21 protein-coding genes and 1 pseudogene are annotated in these 20800 nt (G+C 61.9%); 11 read left to right on the top strand and 11 right to left on the bottom strand.

Annotated elements, in window-relative coordinates; translation table 11 throughout:
* Positions 1–249 precede the first annotated feature (249 nt).
* The gene (locus tag EOW68_RS13830) at positions 250–2181 is read left to right on the top strand and encodes a CheF family chemotaxis protein (protein ID WP_128225754.1); all 1932 of its coding nucleotides are present in this window, start codon (positions 250–252) and stop codon (positions 2179–2181) included.
* 51 nt (positions 2182–2232) lie between these two features.
* On the opposite strand, the gene EOW68_RS13835 is transcribed toward EOW68_RS13830, so the two are convergent.
* Together EOW68_RS13835 and pth2 are read right to left on the bottom strand one after the other, a co-directional pair.
* Positions 2233–2607, bottom strand: a complete 375-nt coding sequence (locus EOW68_RS13835; RefSeq protein WP_128225755.1) for a hypothetical protein — start codon at positions 2605–2607, stop codon at positions 2233–2235.
* 105 nt (positions 2608–2712) lie between these two features.
* Complete coding sequence (gene pth2, locus EOW68_RS13840; RefSeq protein WP_128225756.1) at positions 2713–3051, bottom strand: peptidyl-tRNA hydrolase Pth2; 339 nt, start codon at positions 3049–3051, stop codon at positions 2713–2715.
* Between the two features lie 461 nt (positions 3052–3512).
* Between pth2 and dcd the strand changes: the two are divergent.
* The 4 genes and pseudogenes from dcd to EOW68_RS13860 form a co-directional block, all read left to right on the top strand.
* Positions 3513–3866: pseudogene (gene dcd / locus EOW68_RS13845) on the top strand (dCTP deaminase); the annotation flags it as partial.
* Positions 3849–5537, top strand: a complete 1689-nt coding sequence (locus EOW68_RS18830) for a dCTP deaminase domain-containing protein (protein ID WP_431358942.1) — start codon at positions 3849–3851, stop codon at positions 5535–5537. The pseudogene dcd and the gene EOW68_RS18830, both read left to right, overlap by 18 nt.
* A gap of 138 nt (positions 5538–5675) precedes the next feature.
* Positions 5676–6575 (top strand): thiamine-phosphate synthase family protein, encoded by a 900-nt coding sequence (locus tag EOW68_RS13855; RefSeq protein WP_128225757.1) that lies wholly within the window; start codon positions 5676–5678, stop codon positions 6573–6575.
* Positions 6568–7239, top strand: coding sequence for a class I SAM-dependent methyltransferase (locus EOW68_RS13860; RefSeq protein WP_128225758.1), 672 nt, complete (start codon positions 6568–6570; stop codon positions 7237–7239). Before EOW68_RS13855 ends, EOW68_RS13860 begins: the two co-directional genes overlap by 8 nt.
* A 10-nt stretch (positions 7240–7249) precedes the next feature.
* Here EOW68_RS13860 and EOW68_RS13865 read toward each other — a convergent pair whose 3' ends face one another.
* From EOW68_RS13865 to EOW68_RS18835, 3 genes are read right to left on the bottom strand one after another with little or no spacing between them, the layout of a single operon-like run.
* Positions 7250–8017: a DUF7001 family protein gene (locus EOW68_RS13865; RefSeq protein WP_128225759.1), complete on the bottom strand. Its 768-nt coding sequence runs from the start codon at positions 8015–8017 to the stop codon at positions 7250–7252.
* A 57-nt stretch (positions 8018–8074) separates the two neighbouring features.
* A complete protein-coding gene (locus tag EOW68_RS13870) occupies positions 8075–8866 on the bottom strand; it encodes a DUF7345 domain-containing protein (RefSeq protein ID WP_128225760.1) in 792 nt (263 codons plus the stop codon).
* Complete coding sequence (locus EOW68_RS18835) at positions 8814–10625, bottom strand: DUF7096 domain-containing protein (RefSeq protein WP_431358938.1); 1812 nt, start codon at positions 10623–10625, stop codon at positions 8814–8816. The genes EOW68_RS13870 and EOW68_RS18835 overlap by 53 nt, the downstream gene beginning before the upstream one ends.
* A 144-nt stretch (positions 10626–10769) precedes the next feature.
* Here EOW68_RS18835 and EOW68_RS13880 point away from each other — a divergent pair, with 144 nt between their 5' ends.
* Complete coding sequence (locus EOW68_RS13880; protein WP_128225761.1) at positions 10770–11888, top strand: helix-turn-helix transcriptional regulator; 1119 nt, start codon at positions 10770–10772, stop codon at positions 11886–11888.
* A gap of 68 nt (positions 11889–11956) precedes the next feature.
* The gene (locus tag EOW68_RS13885; RefSeq protein ID WP_128225762.1) at positions 11957–12268 is read left to right on the top strand and encodes a glutathione S-transferase N-terminal domain-containing protein; all 312 of its coding nucleotides are present in this window, start codon (positions 11957–11959) and stop codon (positions 12266–12268) included.
* Positions 12269–12272: 4 nt separating this feature from the next.
* Here the strand turns inward: EOW68_RS13885 and EOW68_RS13890 are convergent, their stop codons facing one another.
* Complete coding sequence (locus tag EOW68_RS13890) at positions 12273–12512, bottom strand: hypothetical protein (protein WP_128225763.1); 240 nt, start codon at positions 12510–12512, stop codon at positions 12273–12275.
* Positions 12513–12625: 113 nt separating this feature from the next.
* Here EOW68_RS13890 and EOW68_RS13895 point away from each other — a divergent pair, with 113 nt between their 5' ends.
* Positions 12626–13330: a class I SAM-dependent methyltransferase gene (locus EOW68_RS13895; protein WP_128225764.1), complete on the top strand. Its 705-nt coding sequence runs from the start codon at positions 12626–12628 to the stop codon at positions 13328–13330.
* 225 nt (positions 13331–13555) lie between these two features.
* On the opposite strand, the gene EOW68_RS13900 is transcribed toward EOW68_RS13895, so the two are convergent.
* The 4 genes from EOW68_RS13900 to EOW68_RS13915 form a co-directional block, all read right to left on the bottom strand.
* A complete protein-coding gene (locus EOW68_RS13900; RefSeq protein ID WP_128225765.1) occupies positions 13556–14482 on the bottom strand; it encodes a sulfide-dependent adenosine diphosphate thiazole synthase in 927 nt (308 codons plus the stop codon).
* Between the two features lie 184 nt (positions 14483–14666).
* On the bottom strand, positions 14667–15311 hold the full coding sequence (locus EOW68_RS13905) for a chemotaxis protein CheC (RefSeq protein ID WP_128225766.1): 645 nt from the start codon (positions 15309–15311) through the stop codon (positions 14667–14669).
* A gap of 76 nt (positions 15312–15387) precedes the next feature.
* Positions 15388–16137 carry a 4-phosphopantoate--beta-alanine ligase gene (locus EOW68_RS13910; protein WP_128225767.1) on the bottom strand — a complete coding sequence of 250 codons (750 nt, stop codon included), beginning with the start codon at positions 16135–16137 and terminating at the stop codon, positions 15388–15390.
* A gap of 55 nt (positions 16138–16192) precedes the next feature.
* On the bottom strand, positions 16193–17032 hold the full coding sequence (locus EOW68_RS13915) for a pantoate kinase (protein WP_128225768.1): 840 nt from the start codon (positions 17030–17032) through the stop codon (positions 16193–16195).
* 103 nt (positions 17033–17135) lie between these two features.
* On the opposite strand from EOW68_RS13915, the gene EOW68_RS13920 reads away from it, so the two are divergent.
* The 3 genes from EOW68_RS13920 to EOW68_RS13930 all read left to right on the top strand — a co-directional run bounded on the left by EOW68_RS13920 (position 17136) and on the right by EOW68_RS13930 (position 19122).
* On the top strand, positions 17136–17438 hold the full coding sequence (locus EOW68_RS13920) for a UPF0175 family protein (RefSeq protein WP_128225769.1): 303 nt from the start codon (positions 17136–17138) through the stop codon (positions 17436–17438).
* Positions 17439–17945 (top strand): PIN domain-containing protein, encoded by a 507-nt coding sequence (locus tag EOW68_RS13925; RefSeq protein WP_128225770.1) that lies wholly within the window; start codon positions 17439–17441, stop codon positions 17943–17945.
* Between the two features lie 226 nt (positions 17946–18171).
* Positions 18172–19122, top strand: coding sequence for a type IV pilin domain-containing protein (locus EOW68_RS13930; protein WP_128225771.1), 951 nt, complete (start codon positions 18172–18174; stop codon positions 19120–19122).
* Between the two features lie 25 nt (positions 19123–19147).
* On the opposite strand, the gene aspS is transcribed toward EOW68_RS13930, so the two are convergent.
* Positions 19148–20452, bottom strand: a complete 1305-nt coding sequence (gene aspS, locus EOW68_RS13935; RefSeq protein WP_128225772.1) for an aspartate--tRNA(Asn) ligase — start codon at positions 20450–20452, stop codon at positions 19148–19150.
* Positions 20453–20800: the final 348 nt, after the last annotated feature.

A 20800-nucleotide genomic window follows, 5' to 3' on the forward strand; every position in this document is an offset into this window, starting at 1 on the left:
CCGGGTTTTCGAGGGAGCTTTCGGCAAGCGACCTGGTTTATATGATCGGCCGGACCCCACCTGTGATGTCCGCAGCTACAGGTCATCCCCATATAAGTGGCAGGACAGTAAAGCCCTTCTGGCACCGGAAATACGGCGATTGTTCCGATCGCTGTCACCTTCTCCGTCGATGGTTGCGTGACTGTTCGACCTATCACTGATGATGAAATACGGTTAGATTTTTTATTGGATGGGGTCCCAGCTACTGCAATGGCATCGTCTCTGTCGCCCGACGACGCACTCTCGCCGGACGGATTTTACAGTCTCTATCTGGGCGGTCTGGCGATCGAAGACGAGCAACGCAAGCACGAGACGTGTTACGTTCTGTTGCTGATGGGGCGGCTCGGGATTCGCGTCGACGAGTTGATCCACCTCCACGACGGATGGATCGACTACTCTCGGGGCGAGATTCACGTCCCAGCCCGAGATCCGTGTGCCTGTCGCCGGTGCTGGCAGCGGGCCCGTGATCGCCAGAGCCAGTCCGACGACCGCTCTCTCGAAACGATCGTCGCCGAGGAGTTCTGGTCACCACCCGGTGGCCAGGCTGGGAGTCGGACGCTCGCCTTTGGCTGGTCACATCGGCTGACGGCCGCGATCGATGCAGTCCTGGGCGATTCGGAGTATCTCGATGCCGACCGGGCGTATATCGAGGGCCTCGTCGACGCTGCTGCGGAAAACGCCTGGGAGCTTGGCCCCGACGCCGTCTCGCTTCCCGGATTGCGTGCGACTGCGGCGGAGTTTCTGGCGACGGCTGGCTTCGGTCCCCGGCGACTCGCCGACCTGCTCGTCGTCGACGAGGCGACTGCCGGCGAATTTGCACGGGTCGGTGGCGGCGACCTCCGTGAGCACATGTACCGGGCACTTCCATCGGCCTCGCCACCCGAGATCTGTGGTGAGGATACCCAGTACCGGCTGGTCTGTGATCCGACACCGTTCGAACGCGAGCCGTTCGATCCCCGGCGCTACGACGCTCGCTGGCGTACACAGCGCGGGGAGAACACGCCGAAACGCGGCCGGAATCCACGGCCGGTCGAGACCCCGGCGGACAGCTCGTTCGATCCGGCGACAGCGCTCGATCCCCGCGAGCCAGCAGCCGACAGCGGGCCACAGATCGTGAGCAAATCTCTCTCCGAGTGGGTCCAGCGCCGGGAGTCCCAGCGCGAACAGTACGGCGAGACTGGCGATCCCGGGATCAGGGACCAGGAGGGCCACCAGCCGCTTGCCTACCGCGATCAGGTGACTGCGCCGGTCGAGTTCTCGATGTCGACCCGATTTGCCGGCCAGGGGATCGAGCAGAGCCGCCCGACGGGTGGCTCGGTCGTCCTCGGCCAGCGGGAGCTCGTCTTTCTCTCGCGTGACGAAACGGGCATCGCGGACACGCTTCGAGTCCCGCTCTCGTCGATCACTGATGTTGCACCCGGCTATCTCCCCGGGCCGCTCGACGGGCTCTTCGAGGAGACGGTGGGTATCGCCTACCAGGACGACCACGACGAGCGCAAGATCGTCGTCTGTGAACTCCCGCCGGATCGAAGCTGGGAGTTCCAGCAGCTTCTCTTCTCGTCGCTGCTCGTGGACGTACCCGTCGTCTACGCGAACCTCGCGGCTGGCTCCGGCGATCTGTCGGATGTCGAGCCCGACGACCGCCGTCTCACAGCGAGCCCGCGGACGCTCAAAATCGGGGACCCCGATGCGGACAGGCTCCCGGTCCGGATTCGACTCTCCACGATCGTCGAGATCGAACACCAGCCGATGGAAAGCGAGGTTGGCTACGAGATGGGGCTGACGCTGCACCATCTCCGGGTCAACGCCAACGTCGTCACGACGGAGTTACGGGCGAAGACTGATCGAGCGGCGAAGCTGCTCCGGCGGTATCTGATGGAACACCACGAGCGCCAATTGGAGAAAGCTCGCAATGCCTCGCTTTCGAGCGCACAGAAGGCGACACTCGACGCGCTCCACGACGCGGGTGACGGGCGCGAACTCGTCGCAATCCTGGATATGAACCCCTCGCGTGTCTCCAATCTGGTGACCTCACTCACGGAACTGGATCTGGTCAGGGACAGCAGAACTGGTGTCGCGCTCACGGGAACGGGCTATCTCGTCACGACTGGTGGCTCGTTGCTGTACGAGTCAAGCGAGTAGGTTGGTTCTCCCGTTGCACCCCCTTGCCGACCCGTCGCCGACAGACAGGGTTCAGTCGGACCGTGCCCACTCGACGGCTTCGGTTCGGTCTTCCGTTCTGTACGTCTCCAGGTCGGCAGTATCGATTTTTCCACCGAGTGAGATGGCCTTGATCCCGTCGGCGACGACAGCCCAGCGGTCCACGCCGCGTTCGTCTGCACGTGTTGCAGATTTTTCCCAGATGTCGAAGACCGCTCCGGTGAACGGATCGTCGAGTTTGACGACGGTGACCATCCCCTCGATACGGTGTGAATCCAGTAGATCCTCGAAGACGGGATAGGCGTCATCTCTGAACGCCTCTAACTCCATTCCCGGCAGGAACTCCCAGATCATCACGCCGTCGTGTATCTCGACTGTCCAGCCCTCTCCGGATCTTGCGACTGACATATCTTCGATAACAGGATACTTCTGTATAACTGTAGATTACCTGCAGGTAACAGTGATCACGGTCGGTACTCGTCTCCCGCCAGAGACGCAGTCAATTCTCCGGGACTAGTACAGCGATAGCTCGCCGGTCACAGCGTCGATCTCTTCGTCCGTAGCAGGTCCGACAGCCATCGTCGTCGCCGTGCCGGGTTCGAGTTCGGTGTGGCCGGCATCACGGACGATCGAGTTGGGTAGCCCCTCCAGTCTGGCTTTCTCCGAGAGTTCGAACAGCTCCGATTCGCTGTTGGCCTGTAGGACGACCTTTTTCTGGCCGCCGCCTTTCCACTCCCGTTGTGTCTTCCCGTCGGCCTCCTCGTAGGCCTGCAGGGAGGCGTGTGCGACCTGTGCTGCGAGTTTCCCCTCGCCCATTCCGAGGTCCGCGCGCGCGACGATTGCCTGTTTCATACCCGCTTCTCGGAGTGGCCGGCGTAAAAATGTGCGAATTCGTCTAGGAGGCGTTTGTGGGGGTACTTCTGGAGTAACTACAAACAGCAAGAAAGCCCCCGTCCGCTTGACCGCCCGGGACTCGCTGCGGTCCAGTCGGTCCTTGCGTCGTCCGGGACGGATCAAGCGGACGGCCCCTTTCACTCCCGCCCAGCCTAGAAAGCCACACTGGGCGGGACTGAAAGGGGCGGCTGGCTACGCGAACCCCGACGATGTAAGCACTGCACCGAACGTAGTGAGGGAAGGGCGCAGCGAGTCGCGGGAGCGTAGCCAGCCGGGGATTTCTTGCTGGTCGTAGCGGTAGCTCGGATCACTCCTGACGGGGCTTTTTTGATATTCGCACCATCCAGTCACTCATTTGTAATCACACATCATCGCCGCTGATCGGGAGATTTTACACCCTGGTGCCCCGTGGTCAGGGTATGATACTCTCCGATCGCGATATTGCGGCCCGGCTCGACGAGGGCGATCTCGTCATCGAACCCCTCGACGATCCCGAACTACAGATCCAGCCGGCGAGCGTCGATCTCCGCCTCGGCCGCGAGTTTCTGGAGTTCCAGCGGACGAACATTCCCTGTATCCACCCCGAAAGCGAAGACGAGGTCGAAGATTACGTCACGAAAACAGAGGTCCCGGAAGGCGACGAGTTCATCCTCCATCCCGGTGATTTCGTCCTCGGGACGACCAAAGAGCGCGTCGAGATCCCGCCGGATATCATCGCCAACGTCGAGGGGCGATCCTCGCTCGGTCGACTCGCGATCGTCGTCCACGCATCATTACCCTACGACGAGGAGGTCTTCCTGTGGACGCCGGAAGGTGGGTTCGGGTTTCACGAGATCGGGGATATCGTCGAGAACGAACGTCTGGCCCGCGCGGTTTCTTTCGATCCAAAGACACTCGAAGTCGGGACACACCGCGTAACCGACTACATCACCAACCCGACCAAACGGATCTATCGCGTGCGGTTGCAGTCCGGGCGCGAGGTACTCGTGACGAAAGACCACAATCTGTTTACCCTCGACGATCACGGTGGGGTGAGTCGAGTTTCCAGCGAGGACGCAGAGGGTACACACGTGATGGTCCCGGCGACGCTCCCGGATTCGCCGACAGCGACCGATACGCTCGATCTGGCCAATCTGGTCGATCCCGAGGAGACGACTCTGTACGCCGCCGACGGCTTCGGTGAGGTCGACTGGCGACGGGTTCCGGCTGGCTCGCGACGGTTCTACGAGGAGACGGAGAGCGCGCCCATGGCAGCACTTTCCAGAACCGAGATGCCATCACAGGTCGAGATCTCGTTCAAACAGGGCGATACGAAACTGACCAGGGAACTCGAAGTGACCCCGGAGTTCGGCTGGGTACTCGGGTTCTACATTGCAGAAGGGTACGCTCGTCGAAAACAGATCCAGATTTCGAACGTCGACGAGACGTTGCTCGAGCGGTTCGTTGACTTCTTCGAGACGCACGATACGGGTGTCTGCTGGCGTGAGACCGACCGGATCACGAAGGTAACGATCAGCTCGGCGCTCTGGTCGGGGATCTTCCGGGAGCTAGCCGGCACGAACGAGCGGAAGACGATTCCGGAACGAGCGTTCGACTGGCCCGAGCCAGTGCTCGAAGCGTTGCTCGAAGGGTTACTCGACGGGGACGGCTGCCGGCGCGAATCCCGGGACACGCTGTACACGGCGTACCCCGAACTCGCGAACCGGGCGGCATATCTTGGCTCGCGGCTCGGTCTGCTGACGTCGATCTACAGCCGAGAGCGGGAAACGTACATCCCGATGAGCGACGTCGAATGGTCCGGTGAGATGTGGGCCGTCGATTTCAGTGAGGATGCACACAAACGCGGGCAGTACGTTCCGACTCCGAACTCGTTGCTCCGGCAGTACCGGGAGAACGCAGATATGCGAATGCAAGAGGCGGCCGATGCGATGGGATACTCGTCGAAATCGAGTATTTCGAACGTCGAAAACGAAGAGTACGAGAGTATTAAACGTGACACCCTCGAACGGTTCCGAGACGCCTACGACCGGGCGGGAGTCGACACGAGCCGGGTCGATCAGATTCTCGATGGCGGGGTGCGTTTCGAGGAAGTGATCGCCGTCGAGAAAACAGGCAGAGTCGAACCGACCTACGACCTCGAAGTCCAGCCGGACGGACGGACGATCGAGAACTTCATCGGGGGGCGCGGTGGTGTCTTCCTGTCGAACACGGCAGGCCTCTGCGATCCGGGCTACCAGGGACAGATCACGCTCGAACTGTCGAATCTCGGTGCCGCGCCGGTCGCACTCGCACCCGATATGCGGATCTCACAGCTGACGTTTACCGAACTCTCCTCGCCGGCCGAACGACCGTACGGCAGCGAGCGGGGATCGAAGTATCAGGACCAGTCCGGGCCGCAGGCGTCGCGGATCGGCGGCGATCGCGAGTTCGGAGGTGACCAATGAGCGACCACGAGCACAGCGAGTGTGTCGCGAGTATCAGCGAGAAACGAGCAGAGTTCGGAGGTGACCAATGAGTCTCCGCGAGCACAGCGAGCGTGAGACGTTACTCGTCGAGAAACGAGCAGCGTTCGGAGGCGACCAATGAAATTCGCCGAAGAGATCGTCGTCGAGGAGTTTCTCCCGACCTTCCGATCACTGCTCGCCGAATCACTGCGCGAGCGCGGGCTCACCCAGGACGAGGTCGCGAGACACCTGGGAATCAGCCAGAGTGCCGTCTCGAAGTACGTCCACGGTGAGGTGGATCGAAACGAACGCGTGCTCGACGACGATCGCCTCCAGACACTCGTCGAGGAACTCGCAGACGGGCTGGCTGCTGGCGAGATAACACCGGTCGAGGCGCTCATCGAGACCGAGGTCTGCATCCGGGATCTCGAACGCGGCGGCGTCCTCGCCGATTTGCACGCCGAGGCAGTGCCGGAACTCGCCGAGTACGACGGCTACTTCGCCGTCCACGATCCCGACAGCCGACTCCGGAAGGCGAGTCAGGTCCGATCCTCGGTCCGGCGGGGACTCCGAATCCTCCGCAACACCGAGGGGTTCACCCAGCAGATCCCGAACGTCGGCTCGAATCTCGTCGAGTGTCTTCCCGACGCACAGAGTGTCGACGACGTGGCTGCGATTCCCGGTCGACTGCTGGCCGTCCACGGGCAGTTGACCGTCCCCGGCGAACCCGAGTTCGGGGTCAGCCAGCACGTCGCCAACGTCTTGCTCGCAGCGCGGGCCGAGGGCAGCGACGCCCGGGCTGCGCTGAACGTCAGCTACAGCGAGGACCTCGTCGATGCACTCGCGGCCGACGGCTCCGTCACCGCCGAGTTCGACGCCGAAGCGGGGCTCGACGACGCGATTTCGGCGGCGCTGGCGGCGACGCCGGACGCCTCGGTGCTCTACCAGACCGGCGGATTCGGGATCGAGCCGGTCGTCTACGTGCTCGGTCCGGACGCCCCGACGGTCGCAGCGACGATCCGTGATCTCGATGCCTGACGAGACAGTCCGCACGACACAGCAGTTCTACAACCGCTGGGCCAGACTCTACGACCAGATCGCGACAGCGCCCGGTGTCACCTCCTGGCGGAGACGCGCCGCGGAAACGCTGTCGCTCTCTGCTGGCGATACTGTCGTCGAGATGGGCTGTGGGACCGGCGCGAACTTCCCCGCACTTCGCGAGGCTGTCGGTCCGACGGGTACTGTGGTCGGTATCGACCTGGTCGGCGGGATGCTCGCGCAGGCCCGCCGCCGGATCGACCGCGAGGGGTGGGTGAACGTCCACGTCGTCAGAGGCGACGCGATGCAGCCACCAGTCGACGAGGCAGATGCCGTCGTCTCGACCTTTCTGATCGGGATGCTCGCAGATCCCGCGAGCGCCGTTCGGACCTGGATCGAACTGGTCGAACCGGGCGGTCGACTCACGATGATGAACGCCGGCCGGAGCGATCAGCTCGTCGCAACACCGCTGAATCTCGCCTTCCGTGGTTTCGTCAGGCTGGCTGCACCGGGAGAGAAAACTGCCCCCGGCTCACCAGTCCGAGAACTCGAAGCCCGCTGGGAGGCCGCGAAAAAAGCTCTCTTCGAGGAGACCGTCGATCACGTCGACCACAGACTCGGTGGTGGATTCATCCGGCTTGCCAGTGGCCGCGTCCCCGAGTAACGAGGGTTCGTCAGTCCGTGCCGTACAGCGACGTGTGGCGCTCACAGAACTCCGGTTCGCGAAGCTGAGCCTCGATGACGCCGGGCTGTCGGTGCGGGTTCGCCAGCCGACAGTGCTCTTGTTCACAGAACGCCTCGCCAGTATCCAGATAGTGCACGGCCTGCAGGACGTATCCGTTTAGTACATCGGTCGTCCGCGGGTCATCTTCGACGAGAAAATCGCCTTCTACCTGTTCTTCGAGGACCTCACGGGGCGGCGCACCACCGGAGAGCATCGCGTGTTTTTGTTTCTCTTTGTAGTACGCCTCTGGTTTCGCTGGTGCTTCGTAGAGCCCGGGAACGGAGACGAGTGCTGGCTGTCCGAGGACGTTGACGCGTTTGTGCCAGCGGCCGTCGTGGTCGCCCCAGGTGCCGAGGACACGACTCGTGAGAATGATGTGTGCGTGGTCGAGTCCCCGCTCGTCTTCGGGGAGTCGGGTACCGAGTCGTTTCTGGACGCCAAGTCCGTCGTAGAGAACGCCACCAGCGCGCTCGGGATCGTCGAGTGCGCGCTCCTCGTACCGGACGATACCCAGCATCGTGTTGCCCGTCTCGCGGTCGTGTGGCGAGAGGACACGCGTCTCGGCGAACTCCTCGGCGAGCGAATCATCGGCGTACAGTGAACAGAAGCGGTCGCGGACGGTTACCGTCGCGCCGATTCGGTCGGAGAGCCAGTCGGCGAGTGCGTCAGCGTCGGCCTCGGTTGTCGGGGCGCGATAGAGCGATACCTGCTCGACCATATCAGGCTTTGCTGTGGGAAATGCAAACTGCTTGCGATTTGCCGGAGCGCTGGTCGGTCAGCGACGGCGGGAGATGCCTAGTAATCCGGCCAGTGCCAGTACGGCAGCGAGGATACCGAACCCTGCACCCGTTCCGTCCGAATCGGTCGCAGCGTCGGTCGGTGCCATCGTCACCTCGAAGCCGTCGAGTCGCTGGTCACTCTCCCAGACTGCCTGGCCGTCGTTGGTCGAGGGGTCCGGACTGGCTGCAGTGATCTGGTGGGTCTCCGGCGGTTCGATGGTCAGTGCTCGGTCGGTCTCGAACCCGCTGTCGAACGGTGCGTCGATCCGGACTTTGTCGCCGTCGGTGGCTGCGAGCTGTTCCCAGTCGGCTGTCACTCGGACGACGCCAACCTCCGCACTGTCGTGGGTTCGCGTCTCGATTTCGGGTTCGGACACGGCCATCTCGCGGTCCGCCCCAGCGTTCGTCTCCGTCGCGACGTTCGAGAGGCGCGTCTCGTAGCGATCCAGTAGTTGCTGCTGTCTGGTCTCGTCCGAGCGGAACCCCTCGTATGCCCGCCGCTCCTCCTCGACTGTCAGGTCGAACGGAACAGTGAGGGTGACCGTCGCGTCACCATCTTCCTGAACGGAGACGATCATCGCTTCGGAACTGGGGTCGTCCACCTGGGCCGTGGCCCCGCCGCTTGCAGCGATCACCATCGTGGCGGCCAGCGCCAGACAGACCGCGACCACGCTAACTTGTCGCCCGTGGCTCCGGAGCCAGTCGCGTCGCTCCGTCCTGTCCGCGCAGTCGTGATTACTCATCATCATCGTCGCTGTCGTCATCGTCGTCTTCATCCTCTTCATCATCGTCGTCCTCTTCTTCCTCGTCTTCATCACCGTCGTCACCATCCTCTTCCTCCTCGTCGTCCTCGCCGTCGTCACCTTCCTCGTCCTCGCCGTCTTCTTCGTTCTCTTCGTCTTCGAACTCGAATTCGAGTTCGGCTTCGGCGTCTCCGTCAGTGATGTCGATCTCCGCGCCCTCCGCCGGGAGCGTCACAGTGATCGTTCCGTTCTCGTCGGTCTGACCGACCGTTTCCTCGTCGATATCGACCGTCGCTCCCTCGACCTCCTCGCCGTCAGCAGTGACAGTCAGCGTCACTTCCTCGCCGGGTCCTGGCTCACCGTCGGTGACACTGACGTCGAGTTCTCTGTCATCGTCGTCACTCTCTTCGTCGTCATCCGCTTCGAGTTCGTACTCCAGTTCGGCTTCACGGTCCTGGTACTCGATGTCGATTTCGAGTTCCTCGCTGTCGGGTAGCGCGAACGAAACAGTCCCGTCCGTGCCGGTCACACCGACTGGCTCCTCGTTCGCCGCGACGGACGCTCCTTCGACCGGTTCACCGTCGAGCAGCACCGAGACAGTGACGGTCCCGTTATCGATGTCGGCCGTCGCACCGAGTTCGCCGTCTGCTTCCTCGTCTTCGAACTCGAATTCGAGTTCACCCTCGCGCTCGCCGGCGGTCACCTCGATCTCGGCCTCGTCGTCCGCCGGGAGCGTCACAGTGATCGTTCCGTTCTCGTCGGTCGTCCCGACAGTCCCGTCGCCGAGTTCGACCGTCGCATCCGAGACTGGCTCACCGCTGGCCGTGACAGTCAGCGTGATCTCTTCACCAGGTGCGGGCTCGCCCTCGGTCACACGGACGGCGAGTCGTTCGTCGTCGTCATCGTCGTCTTCGGATTCGACAGACTCCTCCAGTTCGAACACCGTTCCGGTCTCACCGTCGACAGCGACCTCGGCTTCGCCCTCGCCGGCGCCGTGGAGTTCGAACTCGAACTCGTAGGCGCCGTCGTCAGTACTGGTACTGGTCAGCACCCACTCTCCATCCTGCTCGGAGAGGCTGCCAGCCGCAATATCGGTCGCTTCGGACTGATTCAGTTCGTAGGTGCCGCTGCCATCGCGTGGCCGCTCGAACTGTCGTGACTGCTCGCCATCCTCGCTGCTCACCTCGATCTGGACACCGTTTTCGCGTTCGATCTCGATCTCGATTTCACCTGCCGACTCCGCCGTGTACTGGGCGAGAATCGCACTGGTCGTCCGGGTGGAGACCGGGCTGACCTGGTCCGTAATCTGGTCGAAGTCGTCCTCGGTGATGTCGAACGCGCGCTGTTCTGCGGCCGGGAGCTGTGCCGCGTAGTCGGCGAGTCGCTCGGTGTTGCGCTCGACTGCGTTTGCCTTCGTCGTCAGCGATGCGATCCGCTGGGCGAAGGTGGAGCCGTCGATCTCATCGTTGCGGTAGGATTCGGTCAGTTCGTCGTACTGGGTTCGCAACTCGGTCGCCGTCGTTTCGAGTTCGGTAGCCCGATCTGCGATCGCTTCGGCCCGTTCAGTCGAGCTGGTCTCGTTGAATCGCTGTTCGAAGCCGGCCTGGTCGGCCTCGCTTCGAACCTCGTCGGTCGTCGCCGAGGCGACTGTCGAGAGCTGCTGTCCGACCTCGATATCGACCGTCTCGTTCTGTTGCTCGCCCGTCTGAGCAGCTGTCCCCGATATCGCTGCGGCCGGGAGGACCATCCCGGCTGCGACCGCAGCCATGAGGACGAGAACTGCTGTCGTTCTGAGTCGTGACATGGTCGCCACTCTCTCCTGTACCTACTTCAACGCCGACGACCGTCGTCCCGAATTGCACCAGTTTTGCGACGTTTGCACCGGATTTCACCGGTTTGCACGAGCCACTAACATGCAACTTATACACCCCCGGACGAAGTATCGGCTGTGATATCTCGCCGCTGGCTGGTGTGTCTCGCTCTCGGACTGCTCGTCGTGCTCGGAATCGGTGTGGTTGCAGGTGGGGCGGTCGCTGACAGCGATCGAACAGTCGACCAGCGTTCTACCGGCGAGTTCCCGCAGGTCGAGGAAGCCCCGGATCCGGACGCCACGGTGACACGGATCGATCTCCATCCGAACGGGACTGCGGTCTGGAGTCTGACAGTCCGGATGCGACTCGACTCCAACGAGTCCGTCGAGGGATTCGAGGCCTTCGAAGATGAATTCGAGGCCAATCGCTCCCGGTATCTCGGTCAGTTCCGCGACCGGATGACCGGCGTCATCGGGAATGCGGAAACCGTCACAGAACGAGAGATGGCAGCGACCGAATTCGACTCCGAGATCGGTGTTCAGGAGGTCCCGCGGCGGTGGGGGTATGTCGCCTACCAGTTTCGCTGGGAGGGGTTCGCGGCAGTCGACGACGGCGTCACTGTCGGTGACGTGTTCCGCGGTGGACTGTTTCTCGACGACGACGATGTCCTGATTATCGAGCCACCGACGGGATACGAACCCGATACTGTCGATCCAGCACCCGACGAGACTGGTGACAGCCGGTTGCAGTGGAACGGGCCGGTCTCGTTCGACGATCAGCGACCACAGGTCCGGTTCGTTCCTGCAGACTCCGCCCAGTCTAATGGGAGTGGAGGTTCCCTGCCGACAGCCGTAATTCTCGGTTCGGTCGTCGTACTCCTCGTCGGGCTGGCCGCCGTGTACACGCTGGGCCGTGACAGTGACGGCGAGCACCCGGTCACAGCTGACAGGGGAACCGAGCAGTCAGGCGCTGGCGGTACTGCGAGCGAAGCCGACCCACAGAGTTTCGTCGATGACGGAGGCAATTCCCTCGAACTCGACGAGCTGGCGACCGACGAGGATCGTGTGATCGCGCTGCTGGAAGCCGAAGCCGGGCGGATGCGCCAGGCGGATATAGCCGACCGACTCGACTGGTCGGCCTCGAAGACCTCACGTGTTATCTCCGAACTCGCAGCGGACGACGCAGTCGAGAAACTCCGAATCGGCCGCGAAAACGTGATCGATCTCGGTGACGACACCGGAAACAGCGATTCCTGAGGCGATCCTGTGTATCGCCAGTACACTCTCGGTGAGGCTTTTTTATACTCGAACCCGTTCTTGTAGCTATGACAACTCGTGACCCTGGGCTGGAGCTGTACGAACTCCAGAGCTGTCCGTACTGTGCGAAGGTCCGCCGAGCGCTCGACGATCTCGACCTGGAGTACGAATCGCACACCGTTCCTTCCTCGCGAAAAAACCGGAACAGGGTGCAGAAAATAAGTGGGCAATCTGGCGTCCCGGTGCTGGTCGATCCGAACAACGGGATTGAGGGAATGCCGGAGAGTGACGATATCGTCGAGTACCTCTACGAGGAGTACGGTGACGGGAAAGAACGGCCATCCGGGCTCGTTTCGCGAGTGCTCTCGGCGCTGTTCTAACCCACTACTCCCACTGCTTTTGAACTGGGTACTGTCCGGGACCACCCTCGTTTCGTTTGTGGAGATAGTAGAAAAGCACGGCAAGACCGCCGATGATCGGCAGTACAAAGAAGCCGACACCGAAGCCGACGGCCCACATATCTGCGGTGTCCATCCGCCGCTTTCTGGCGTCCTGATAGATCCAGTAGCCGCCGAGACAGACGACGATGAGCGCCGCAGGCAGTGAGAGCTGGATCGAGAGCATCCCTGCCCGGAGATACGGCCCTCCTGTTGTTAGACGTACTGGTTCGTGAAATTGCTCTCCTTCCGGGCAGATAGATGGACATATTTATACTACAATGTATATATTCATTCATTATGGCCGACGAACAGCCAAATCGGTTCGCAGTCTCGGAGCAGTTTCGATTTATCGGGCGGACGTTCACGGAGTACCGGTGGCTGTTCGACCTCGCACTTTCGGATCTCGCCGGGCAGTCCATACTCGATTGTGCTGCTGGTCCCGCGTCGTTCACCGCGACTGCGACCCAGATCGGTGCAGATGTAACTGCGGTCGATCCGACCTACGGCCAGCCTGTGGAGACACTCGAAGAGATTTGCCAGGACGCAGTCGAGAAGACGCTCGCACAACTACAGGAGAAGACCGATCTGTTCGTCTGGGAGCGCTACGGCGATGTCGAGACACGGGGTCGGCATCTCAGATCAGCATACGAGCGGTTTCTCGCCGACTACAGCCAGCATTCAGGGCGATACATCCCGGCAGCCCTCCCGGATCTCCCCTTCGACTCCGATCGGTTCGATCTCGCACTGTCGGCGAATTTCCTCTTTCTCTACGACGACCGGCTGGACCTCGACTTCCATCTGGACTCGCTCCGGGAACTCGCACGAGTCGCCGGTGAGGTTCGGATCTTCCCGCTCGCCTCGCTGGATGCCGAGCGATCGGAGTACGTCGATCCTGTGGTTGATCAACTCGAAAGCGAGGGATACGGCACGGAGTTTCAGAGGGTCCCGTACGAATTCCAGCCCGGCGTGACCGAGATGCTGGTCGTTTCGGACTCGCAATAATCGATTCCTGCAGTGCGGTCAGGACAAGCATCCGCGCGAACGAAGTGAGCGCGGTTCACTCGACGCGAGCGGAGCGACGCGAGCGAGCGTCGAGAACGTTTTTCCCCTAGTTTTTACGAGTCGAGCGAGACCGAAGGTCTCGCTGACCATGCGAACGGCGCTTTGCGCCGTGAGCAGAGAGTGGTGCGCGAGCGTAGCGAGCGCACCCGACGAAGTAAAAAGGGGCTAGTCGTCAGCAGGCGCGCGAGTGGTCATCTCGACGTCGTCGGCGTCGACACCGAGTTCGTCGAGTGCGACCTGTGCGGCGCGTTTCCCGGAGACGAGCATGGCGCCGAAGGTCGGCCCCATCCGTGGCAGGCCGTAGGTCGTCGCCGTCGCCATACCGGTGACGATCAGGCCGTCGTGTGCGAGTCCCGTGTGCTCGACGACGGCGTCCTCGCTCTCGCCGACCCACATCGAGTCGTGACCCGGTGAGTCGTGGCCGGGTGCGCCGTAGGAGTCGTCGCCGGTCTTGTCCATCCCGGTGTTGTGCTCGTCTGCGTGGCCGATCCCCGGCGCGTCGAGAACACCGCGCTCGTGGAGTTTCGTCACTGCGACGGCGTCGTGGCCCGTCGCGTCGATGACAAGATCCCCCTCGACAGCGATCGGGTCGACACAGGTGATTTCTCGGGGAAGAGCGTGGACTGGCGTCCAGTTCATCACGATCCCGCCGACTCTGTGGTCCTCCCGGATGACGATGTCGGTGAACTCCGTCATGTTCTGGATCTTCGCGCCGGCGTCACAGGCGGCCTTGATGAGTCCGGAACAGGCTTCCGGGCCGTTCGCGACGAACAGCCCTTCGCTGTCCTGGGATCGTTTGTAGGAGACGTCGAGTTCGTCGAGGACCTGCTCTGCCGGCTCTCGGACCGTGACCTTGTTCATCAGGAAGCCGCCGAGCCAGAACCCGCCGCCGAGGTAGTTGTTCTTCTCGACGACCATCACTTTCACACCGCGCTCTGCGAGTTCTTTGGCTGCCATCAGGCCGGATGGACCGCCACCGACGACGATCACGTCGCTGTCCGAGAAGTCCATGAACTCCTCTGTCCACTCCTGACCGATTGCTCGTGTTACGTCTGCCTCACCAACGTCACTGAACTGATCGTATCCGTCCATACTACTGGCTAATACTACTGGATACTATTATCTTGCGGTCGACAGTTGACCCGTCTCTTTGGAGTGTCTGTCCGTCTCTCCTTGGAGTGTCTGTACTGCAAGAAACCCATCAGCTGCTGTCACTACGTCTGTTCTTCGGCTATCGCGTCGACAGCTGTCCCCTGCGACGCTTCGAAAAATCAGTTCAGTTGTTCGTGATACTTTCGTCCGCGACGCTGTCGGCCTGCACATCGGTTTCGAGGTCGATGTTCTGGACGAGTTCGACGAGGCTCCGGACCTTCGGGAACGTGTACACGGTGAGGTCGACGTTCGCGTCACCCGTCGTAATCTCCGAGTCGAGGACGAAGACGATTTCTTCGTCTGGCCAGCCACCCATTTTCTCGATGATCCTGTGGCTCGGACCGTAGGTGAAGTTTGGCGTCCCCATGTTGATCGTCGTATCGAGGACGTTCGCCCAGCCATCGATGTATCCGGAGGTCATGATGTTCCCGATCTCCTGCATCGCAGACCGTTCCATATCAGAAAAGCCGCTCCCGCTTTTGGACTCGCCGGGTATCATCGACTGTGCAAGCCGTTTGCTGTCGGCCGGATCCAGCAGGAAGAGAACGTAGCCGTACGGTGACTCCGTGAGCTCGACGTGGATGCCGACGGCCTCGTCGTCGCCGAGGTGTGTCTTCACGTCGTCCATGTGGAGGACGTTGATTTTGGCCACCTCGATCTCGGCGTCCAGCCCCGACATCTGGCTCAGGCTCTCGGCAACTCGTCTGGATCCTTCCTTCGAAACTCGGTTGAAAATCTCTAGTTTCCGGACATCGACCTCAAGGCTCATACTCCTACGTAGAAACCGAACCGTGTAAATTCTCGGATAGCCGGCTGGCGCACTCACCCGCGTACGCGCCGGGTCGTCACTCCGGACTGCCGTCCCGGATCTGCCGTTCGGCACTCGCAAGTGCCGCTTCGGGATCGAACGCCTCGACGATCGACTCCAGTTCAGCCGTCGATGCGTCCTGCAACTCGCGGGCGTGCTCGGTCATCTTCGGCACTGCCCGGATGACGTTGTCGACGATCGGTACGTCGGCCGCTTTTGCCGACCGCGAGAGCGGGTTGAGATCGACGACGATCTCTGTTTTCCCCATCTCGGCGAGCGCTGCTGCCCGGTCGCCGTCTTCCAGCGGGACGAGCACCACGTCGGCCGCGTAGATCCCGTCTGCGTCGACTTTCGCCCGCTCGTGATCCAGTCCCGGGATTCGCTCGTCCGCAGTGAGTCCCTTCACCTCGGTTGCGCCATGTTCGCGCAGTTGATCCGCGATCGCCTCGATTCGCTCTGGGGTTCTGTTGAACAGGTTCACCTCGATATCGGCCCCGGTTGTCTCGGCGAGTTCGACGATCTCGCCGGGGACCAGCGCGGCGACGTTTCCGTTGACAGAGAGCACAGGATGCTCGGCGAGCAGGAGTTCGGCGGCGGCCGCGCGTGCTGCCTCGTCGGCACTCGGGATCGTCTCCTCGCCGAGCAGGTAGTCGAAGGCCTCGCCACGACCCTGTGCGATCAGCCCCTGCTGGCTCGTAATTCCCTTTTCGACACCATCCTCGATCCGGTGTCGCGTCAGCAGCGACTCGTACCGTGGGTGACTCTCCGGGATCTCGGGATCGCTCATATCCTACGCTTGGGGGCCGTGTTCGAAAACGCATCGGTCGCTGCAATCGATCCGGCTACTCCGGGCTGGCCTCGATCGTCGCCCCGCCGGGGTGGATCTGACAGACCTCCGGATCGTAGCCTGCATCGGAGAGACCGGTTCCGAGCGAGAAGACGGTCTCGCCGAGCATCGCCATCGCTGCAGCCCCACCGGCGTCAGCAACGTCGGTGATAACCTCGCGAACGTCCGCCGTCAGCAGGCCGGATTCGCGGGAAAACTGCCGTGAGGCGCGCATAAACGTCTCCATCGTCGGCTCGCCAACGACCGTCGCGAGTGCCTGTTTTCCCGCGTCGGTCAGTTCGCCGGTGTCCCCACCCAGTACGTCCGCTGTTTCGAGTTCGCCGATGACGTGATACTCGACCCGGCCACGGGCTGGGATGCCGTCGAGTTTGTTGTCCTGTGGCCCACCGGGTTCGAGTCGGATCGGCACACCGCCGCGGGCCTGTGCGACGACGTCGCCGAGTCCAGTTCCGGACTGGACCTCCGCGCCGTGTGCAATCGTGACGAGTTCGTTCTCCGAGAGTCGGCGGTCGAGGGCCGCGTTCGTCGCCAGCGCCGTGCCGAGTGCCATCGCCCCCGAGACGCCGAAGCCAGCACCCAGTGGCAGGTCCGTCACGCCACGGACCTCTGCACCGGCTTCCAGCGTCCGCAGGACGCGTTCGACCGGGTCCATCTCAATCTCGATGCCGTTGAGGAAGATAACCGGGTCACTCGCCGGTCGGACAGTCACCGTGACCCCATCCGACAGTGCGATGCCGCCGCCGCGCGAGCCTGCCTTCGTCGGATCTGGGTCGGGATTGCTCGTAAAAAACCCGGTAATGTGCCCTGGAACGAACGCCTGTGTCACGTCTGTCATGGCAGTCTGTCGTGTGGCCAGTGGCTTATCGGTGGCGTGTTGTCACTCAGTTATCTGCTACCCCCTCCTTTGATGTGTGTTTGCGCTGTGAGCAATCGTATACATGCCGACAGTGAGCGTTCGGATCGACGAAGGGGAGAAAGCAGTGCTGGACAACGTGGCAGCACTACTCGAACAGGATCGCAGTACGACGATGCGACAGGCGATGCGCGAGGGTGTCGAGACGCTGCGCACCCGTCACGCAGTCGAACGCTACCAGAGCGGCGAGGTCTCGGTCAACGAGGCCGCACAGCTGGCCGGCGTTTCGATCGCCGAGTGGCTCGAACTGGCCCACGACCGGGGGCTGACGACACAGCTCACCGAGACCGATCTCAGCTTCGACGCCGAGCGGGCGGGTGAGCTGTAGATGTCGATCTACGTCGACGCCACACCACTGTACGATCTCGGACAGATCGGCGAACTCGAACTGCTGGCGTCGTTCGATACCGACCTGGTCATCCCACAGCGTGTCATCGACGAGATCACCGTCGAGCCAGCGGCGACGAACCTCGAACGATTGCTCGACGAGCAGCCTGTCGAAACTGCCCCAGATATCGAGGCGTGGATCGACGACGCGAAACGACTGCTCGACGTCACCGAGGGGACCAGCGACGTGGCCCTGATCGCCTGCTTGCTTGCGGCTCGGGACGACGACGAGGATGCAATTCTCGTCTCCGACGACCGCCGTCTGCGCGCGCTCGCAGAGGGGCTTGGTGCGACGGTCACGGGAACGTTCGGACTGACTGCCCGTGCCTCGATGGACGACAAGTATTTCTCCGTCACGCAGGCGAAACGGGTCATCCGCCGGACTGATCACCACGGCCTCCAGATGACCGGACAGCTCCGTGAACGGGCGATCGGTGAAGTAGATTAGGAGCGTATCAGAATACATTTTGCCGCAATTCACTCGACAAATGGGCGATACTGTCGCTGACGGTCGGCCGTGATCCGCGCTGGTTGTCCACGGTCGTCCGTGATCCGCGCTGTTTGTCCACAGTCGTCCGGAGTACTCCGGGTGCTGTGCCGTTTTGATACTAACCTGTTATCACATCTGATAGAGCCGATCCAATTTTATTATCGATCCACCACAAGACTCTCCAATGGATAACCAGCAGGGACCGACTCGCGCCGTTTCGCCAGTCATCGGAACGGTCCTGATGGTTGCGATCATCGTCGTTCTCGCCACGGTCGGCGGAGCGATGTTTCTGCGTTTCGATGCCGAAACTGACCCACAGCCGAACGTCGTGCTGGAGAGTAACACCACAGATACCCCAGCGCACGCACTCGTTCACGGGGGCGGCGAGAGTATCGAGGGAGAGCGCCTGGAACTCAAAGGTGCCGTCCCGGCAGACGACCCTGCAGGGAAGACACTCCAGGTCGACGACGAGATCACGTTCTACCCGACCTCGGAGGAGGTGACCGTCGTCTGGTACGGCGACAACGAGGAGTCCTACAGCCTGACAACGGTGGAAGCCGAGCAGGTCGTACCCGAACCCGACGAGAGCTGTGCGTGGGTCGAAGACGAGACAGTCAACGGCACGGAGTCGATCACGATCGACAACGTCGTGGTGAACTGTGATGTCGAGACCGAGAAACAGGTCGCAATACAGAACGGCGGTGTCGTCATCGGGGAGACATTCAGTGATCAGAAAGACCTGGATGCGGATGAGGCACAGGTTCACGGTGATGTCACCGTCGAGAAAGTGCTAAATCTACAGGATGGACAGATCACAGGCAGTGCGACGTCGAATCTGGAGGATGTCAAGATCGGAAACGGCTCCGTCGACGGCTCAATTGAGGCGGAAAAAGTTGCGGAGTTGACCCGCAGTAGCACTGTCGGCGGGGATATGGAGAGTCACACCTCGGACACCAAAGTGCTGGATGGTAGTCTCGTCGAGGGGTCAGTGACCGCGAGTGCGACAGTGAAAGTAGAGAACTCGACGATCGAGGGCGACGTCTACGCCGATCCCTCGGATCTCGACTGTACGAACGCCACAATCAATGGCGAAAGCTGTGGCTCCTACACGCCCGAGGATCCCAGCAACTGGTGATGTTTTTTGAGCCCCGACGCGTTCGTTATGGGCTCAGGCGCTGCCTATCACGCGGGAAGATGACGGCTTCGCGGATGTTGTCCAGTCCGAGCATCGTCATCACGAGTCGTTCGGCACCGAGCCCCCAGCCGGCGTGTGGCGGCATCCCGTAGCGGAACATCTTCGTGTAGTACTCGAAGGCCTCTGGTTCGAGGCCCTGCTGTTCGAAGCCTTCGATCAGGTGCTCGTAGCGGTGTTCACGCTGCCCACCGGAGACCAGTTCGAGCCGCGGGTGCATCAGATCGAAGCCGGTCGAGAGCTGCTCGTCGTCGTCGTTGTCCTTGATGTAGAACGGCTTGATCTCGCTTGGCCACTCGGTGATGAAGTAGTGCTGGCCGACCTCCTCGCCCAGCGCGCGCTCGGCTTCCGTCGAGAGATCGTCACCCCAGACGAGCTGTTCGTCGAGTTCGCCCGTCGCGTTGATCCGCTCGATCGCCTCCTCGTAGCTGATCCGCGGGAACTCCTCCTCGGGCGCGGCAAACTCCTCGGCCAGCCCGAGTGCTTCGAGTTCTTTCTGGCAGTTCGCTTCGACGCCCTCGTAGGCAGCCCGAACGATCTCCTCGCAGGCGTCCATCGCGCCGGACTCGTCGATGAAGGCAGACTCGAAGTCGATCGAGGTCGCCTCGTTGAGGTGCCGTGGCGTGTTGTGCTCCTCTGCGCGGAAGATCGGGCCGATCTCGAAGACCCGCTCCAGGCCGGAGCCGATCATCAGCTGTTTGAACAGCTGCGGGCTCTGGTTCATGAAGGCCTCGCGGCCGAAGTAGGTGATCGGGAACAGCTCGGTCCCGCCTTCGGTCCCCGTCGCGACAATCTTCGGGGTGTTGATCTCGGTGCAGTCGAGCGATCGGAAGGCCTCTCGGACCGAACGCAGCATCTCTGCGCGGATCTCGAAGATCGCCTTTACCTCTTCTTTCCGCAGATCGAGCGTTCGGTTGTCGAGTCGCGTCGAGAGTTCGGCGTCGACCTTGCCGGAGGGATCGAGCGGGAGTTCCGGATCTGCCGGGGAGATAACCTCGACTTCCTCGGGGACGATCTCGACACCCGTCGGGGCGCGGTCTTCCTCTTCGACGTCACCGATAACTTTGATGACGCTCTCGCGCTGGACATCGAGGGCCGTCTCGACGAGGTCGTCGTCCCTCTCGTCTTTCTCGAATTTGACCTGTATCTTGCCGGAGCCATCGCGGACGATCAGGAAGGCAATGCCGCCGAGGTCTCGGATCTCGTGTACCCAGCCAGCCACCGTGACGTGGTCGCCGGGCGTCGCATCTGCAGTATGCGTGCGTGATTCCATGACTCTCCCTCTGGGGTCGCCGAACTTAGTTCGGTCGTTTGTGAGTCGAGAGGGAAGGTGTCTGGAACAAGGGCGTGGCTCGGAAATGCGAACAACAAGAAAGCCCCCGACCGCTCGATATGGCTTTGGAGGCAGGGTGGGACTGAAAGGGGCGAGGCTCTGGACGAAGGCGGACCCATCAAGCACCTACCGGAGCGCAGATGGGTCCCCCGAGTTCAGAGCCTCGGGGCTTTCTTGCTGTTAGTAGCGGTGTTCTCAGATTCGTTGTGTCAAGGGGCTTTCTTGCTGTTAATCGCCGTAATCTCACTCCTGCCACTCGTAATCAAACATCTTCCAACTCCAACCCTG

The sequence above is a fragment of the Halovenus amylolytica genome, from assembly GCA_004015825.1.
Lineage (GTDB): Archaea > Halobacteriota > Halobacteria > Halobacteriales > Haloarculaceae > Halovenus > Halovenus amylolytica.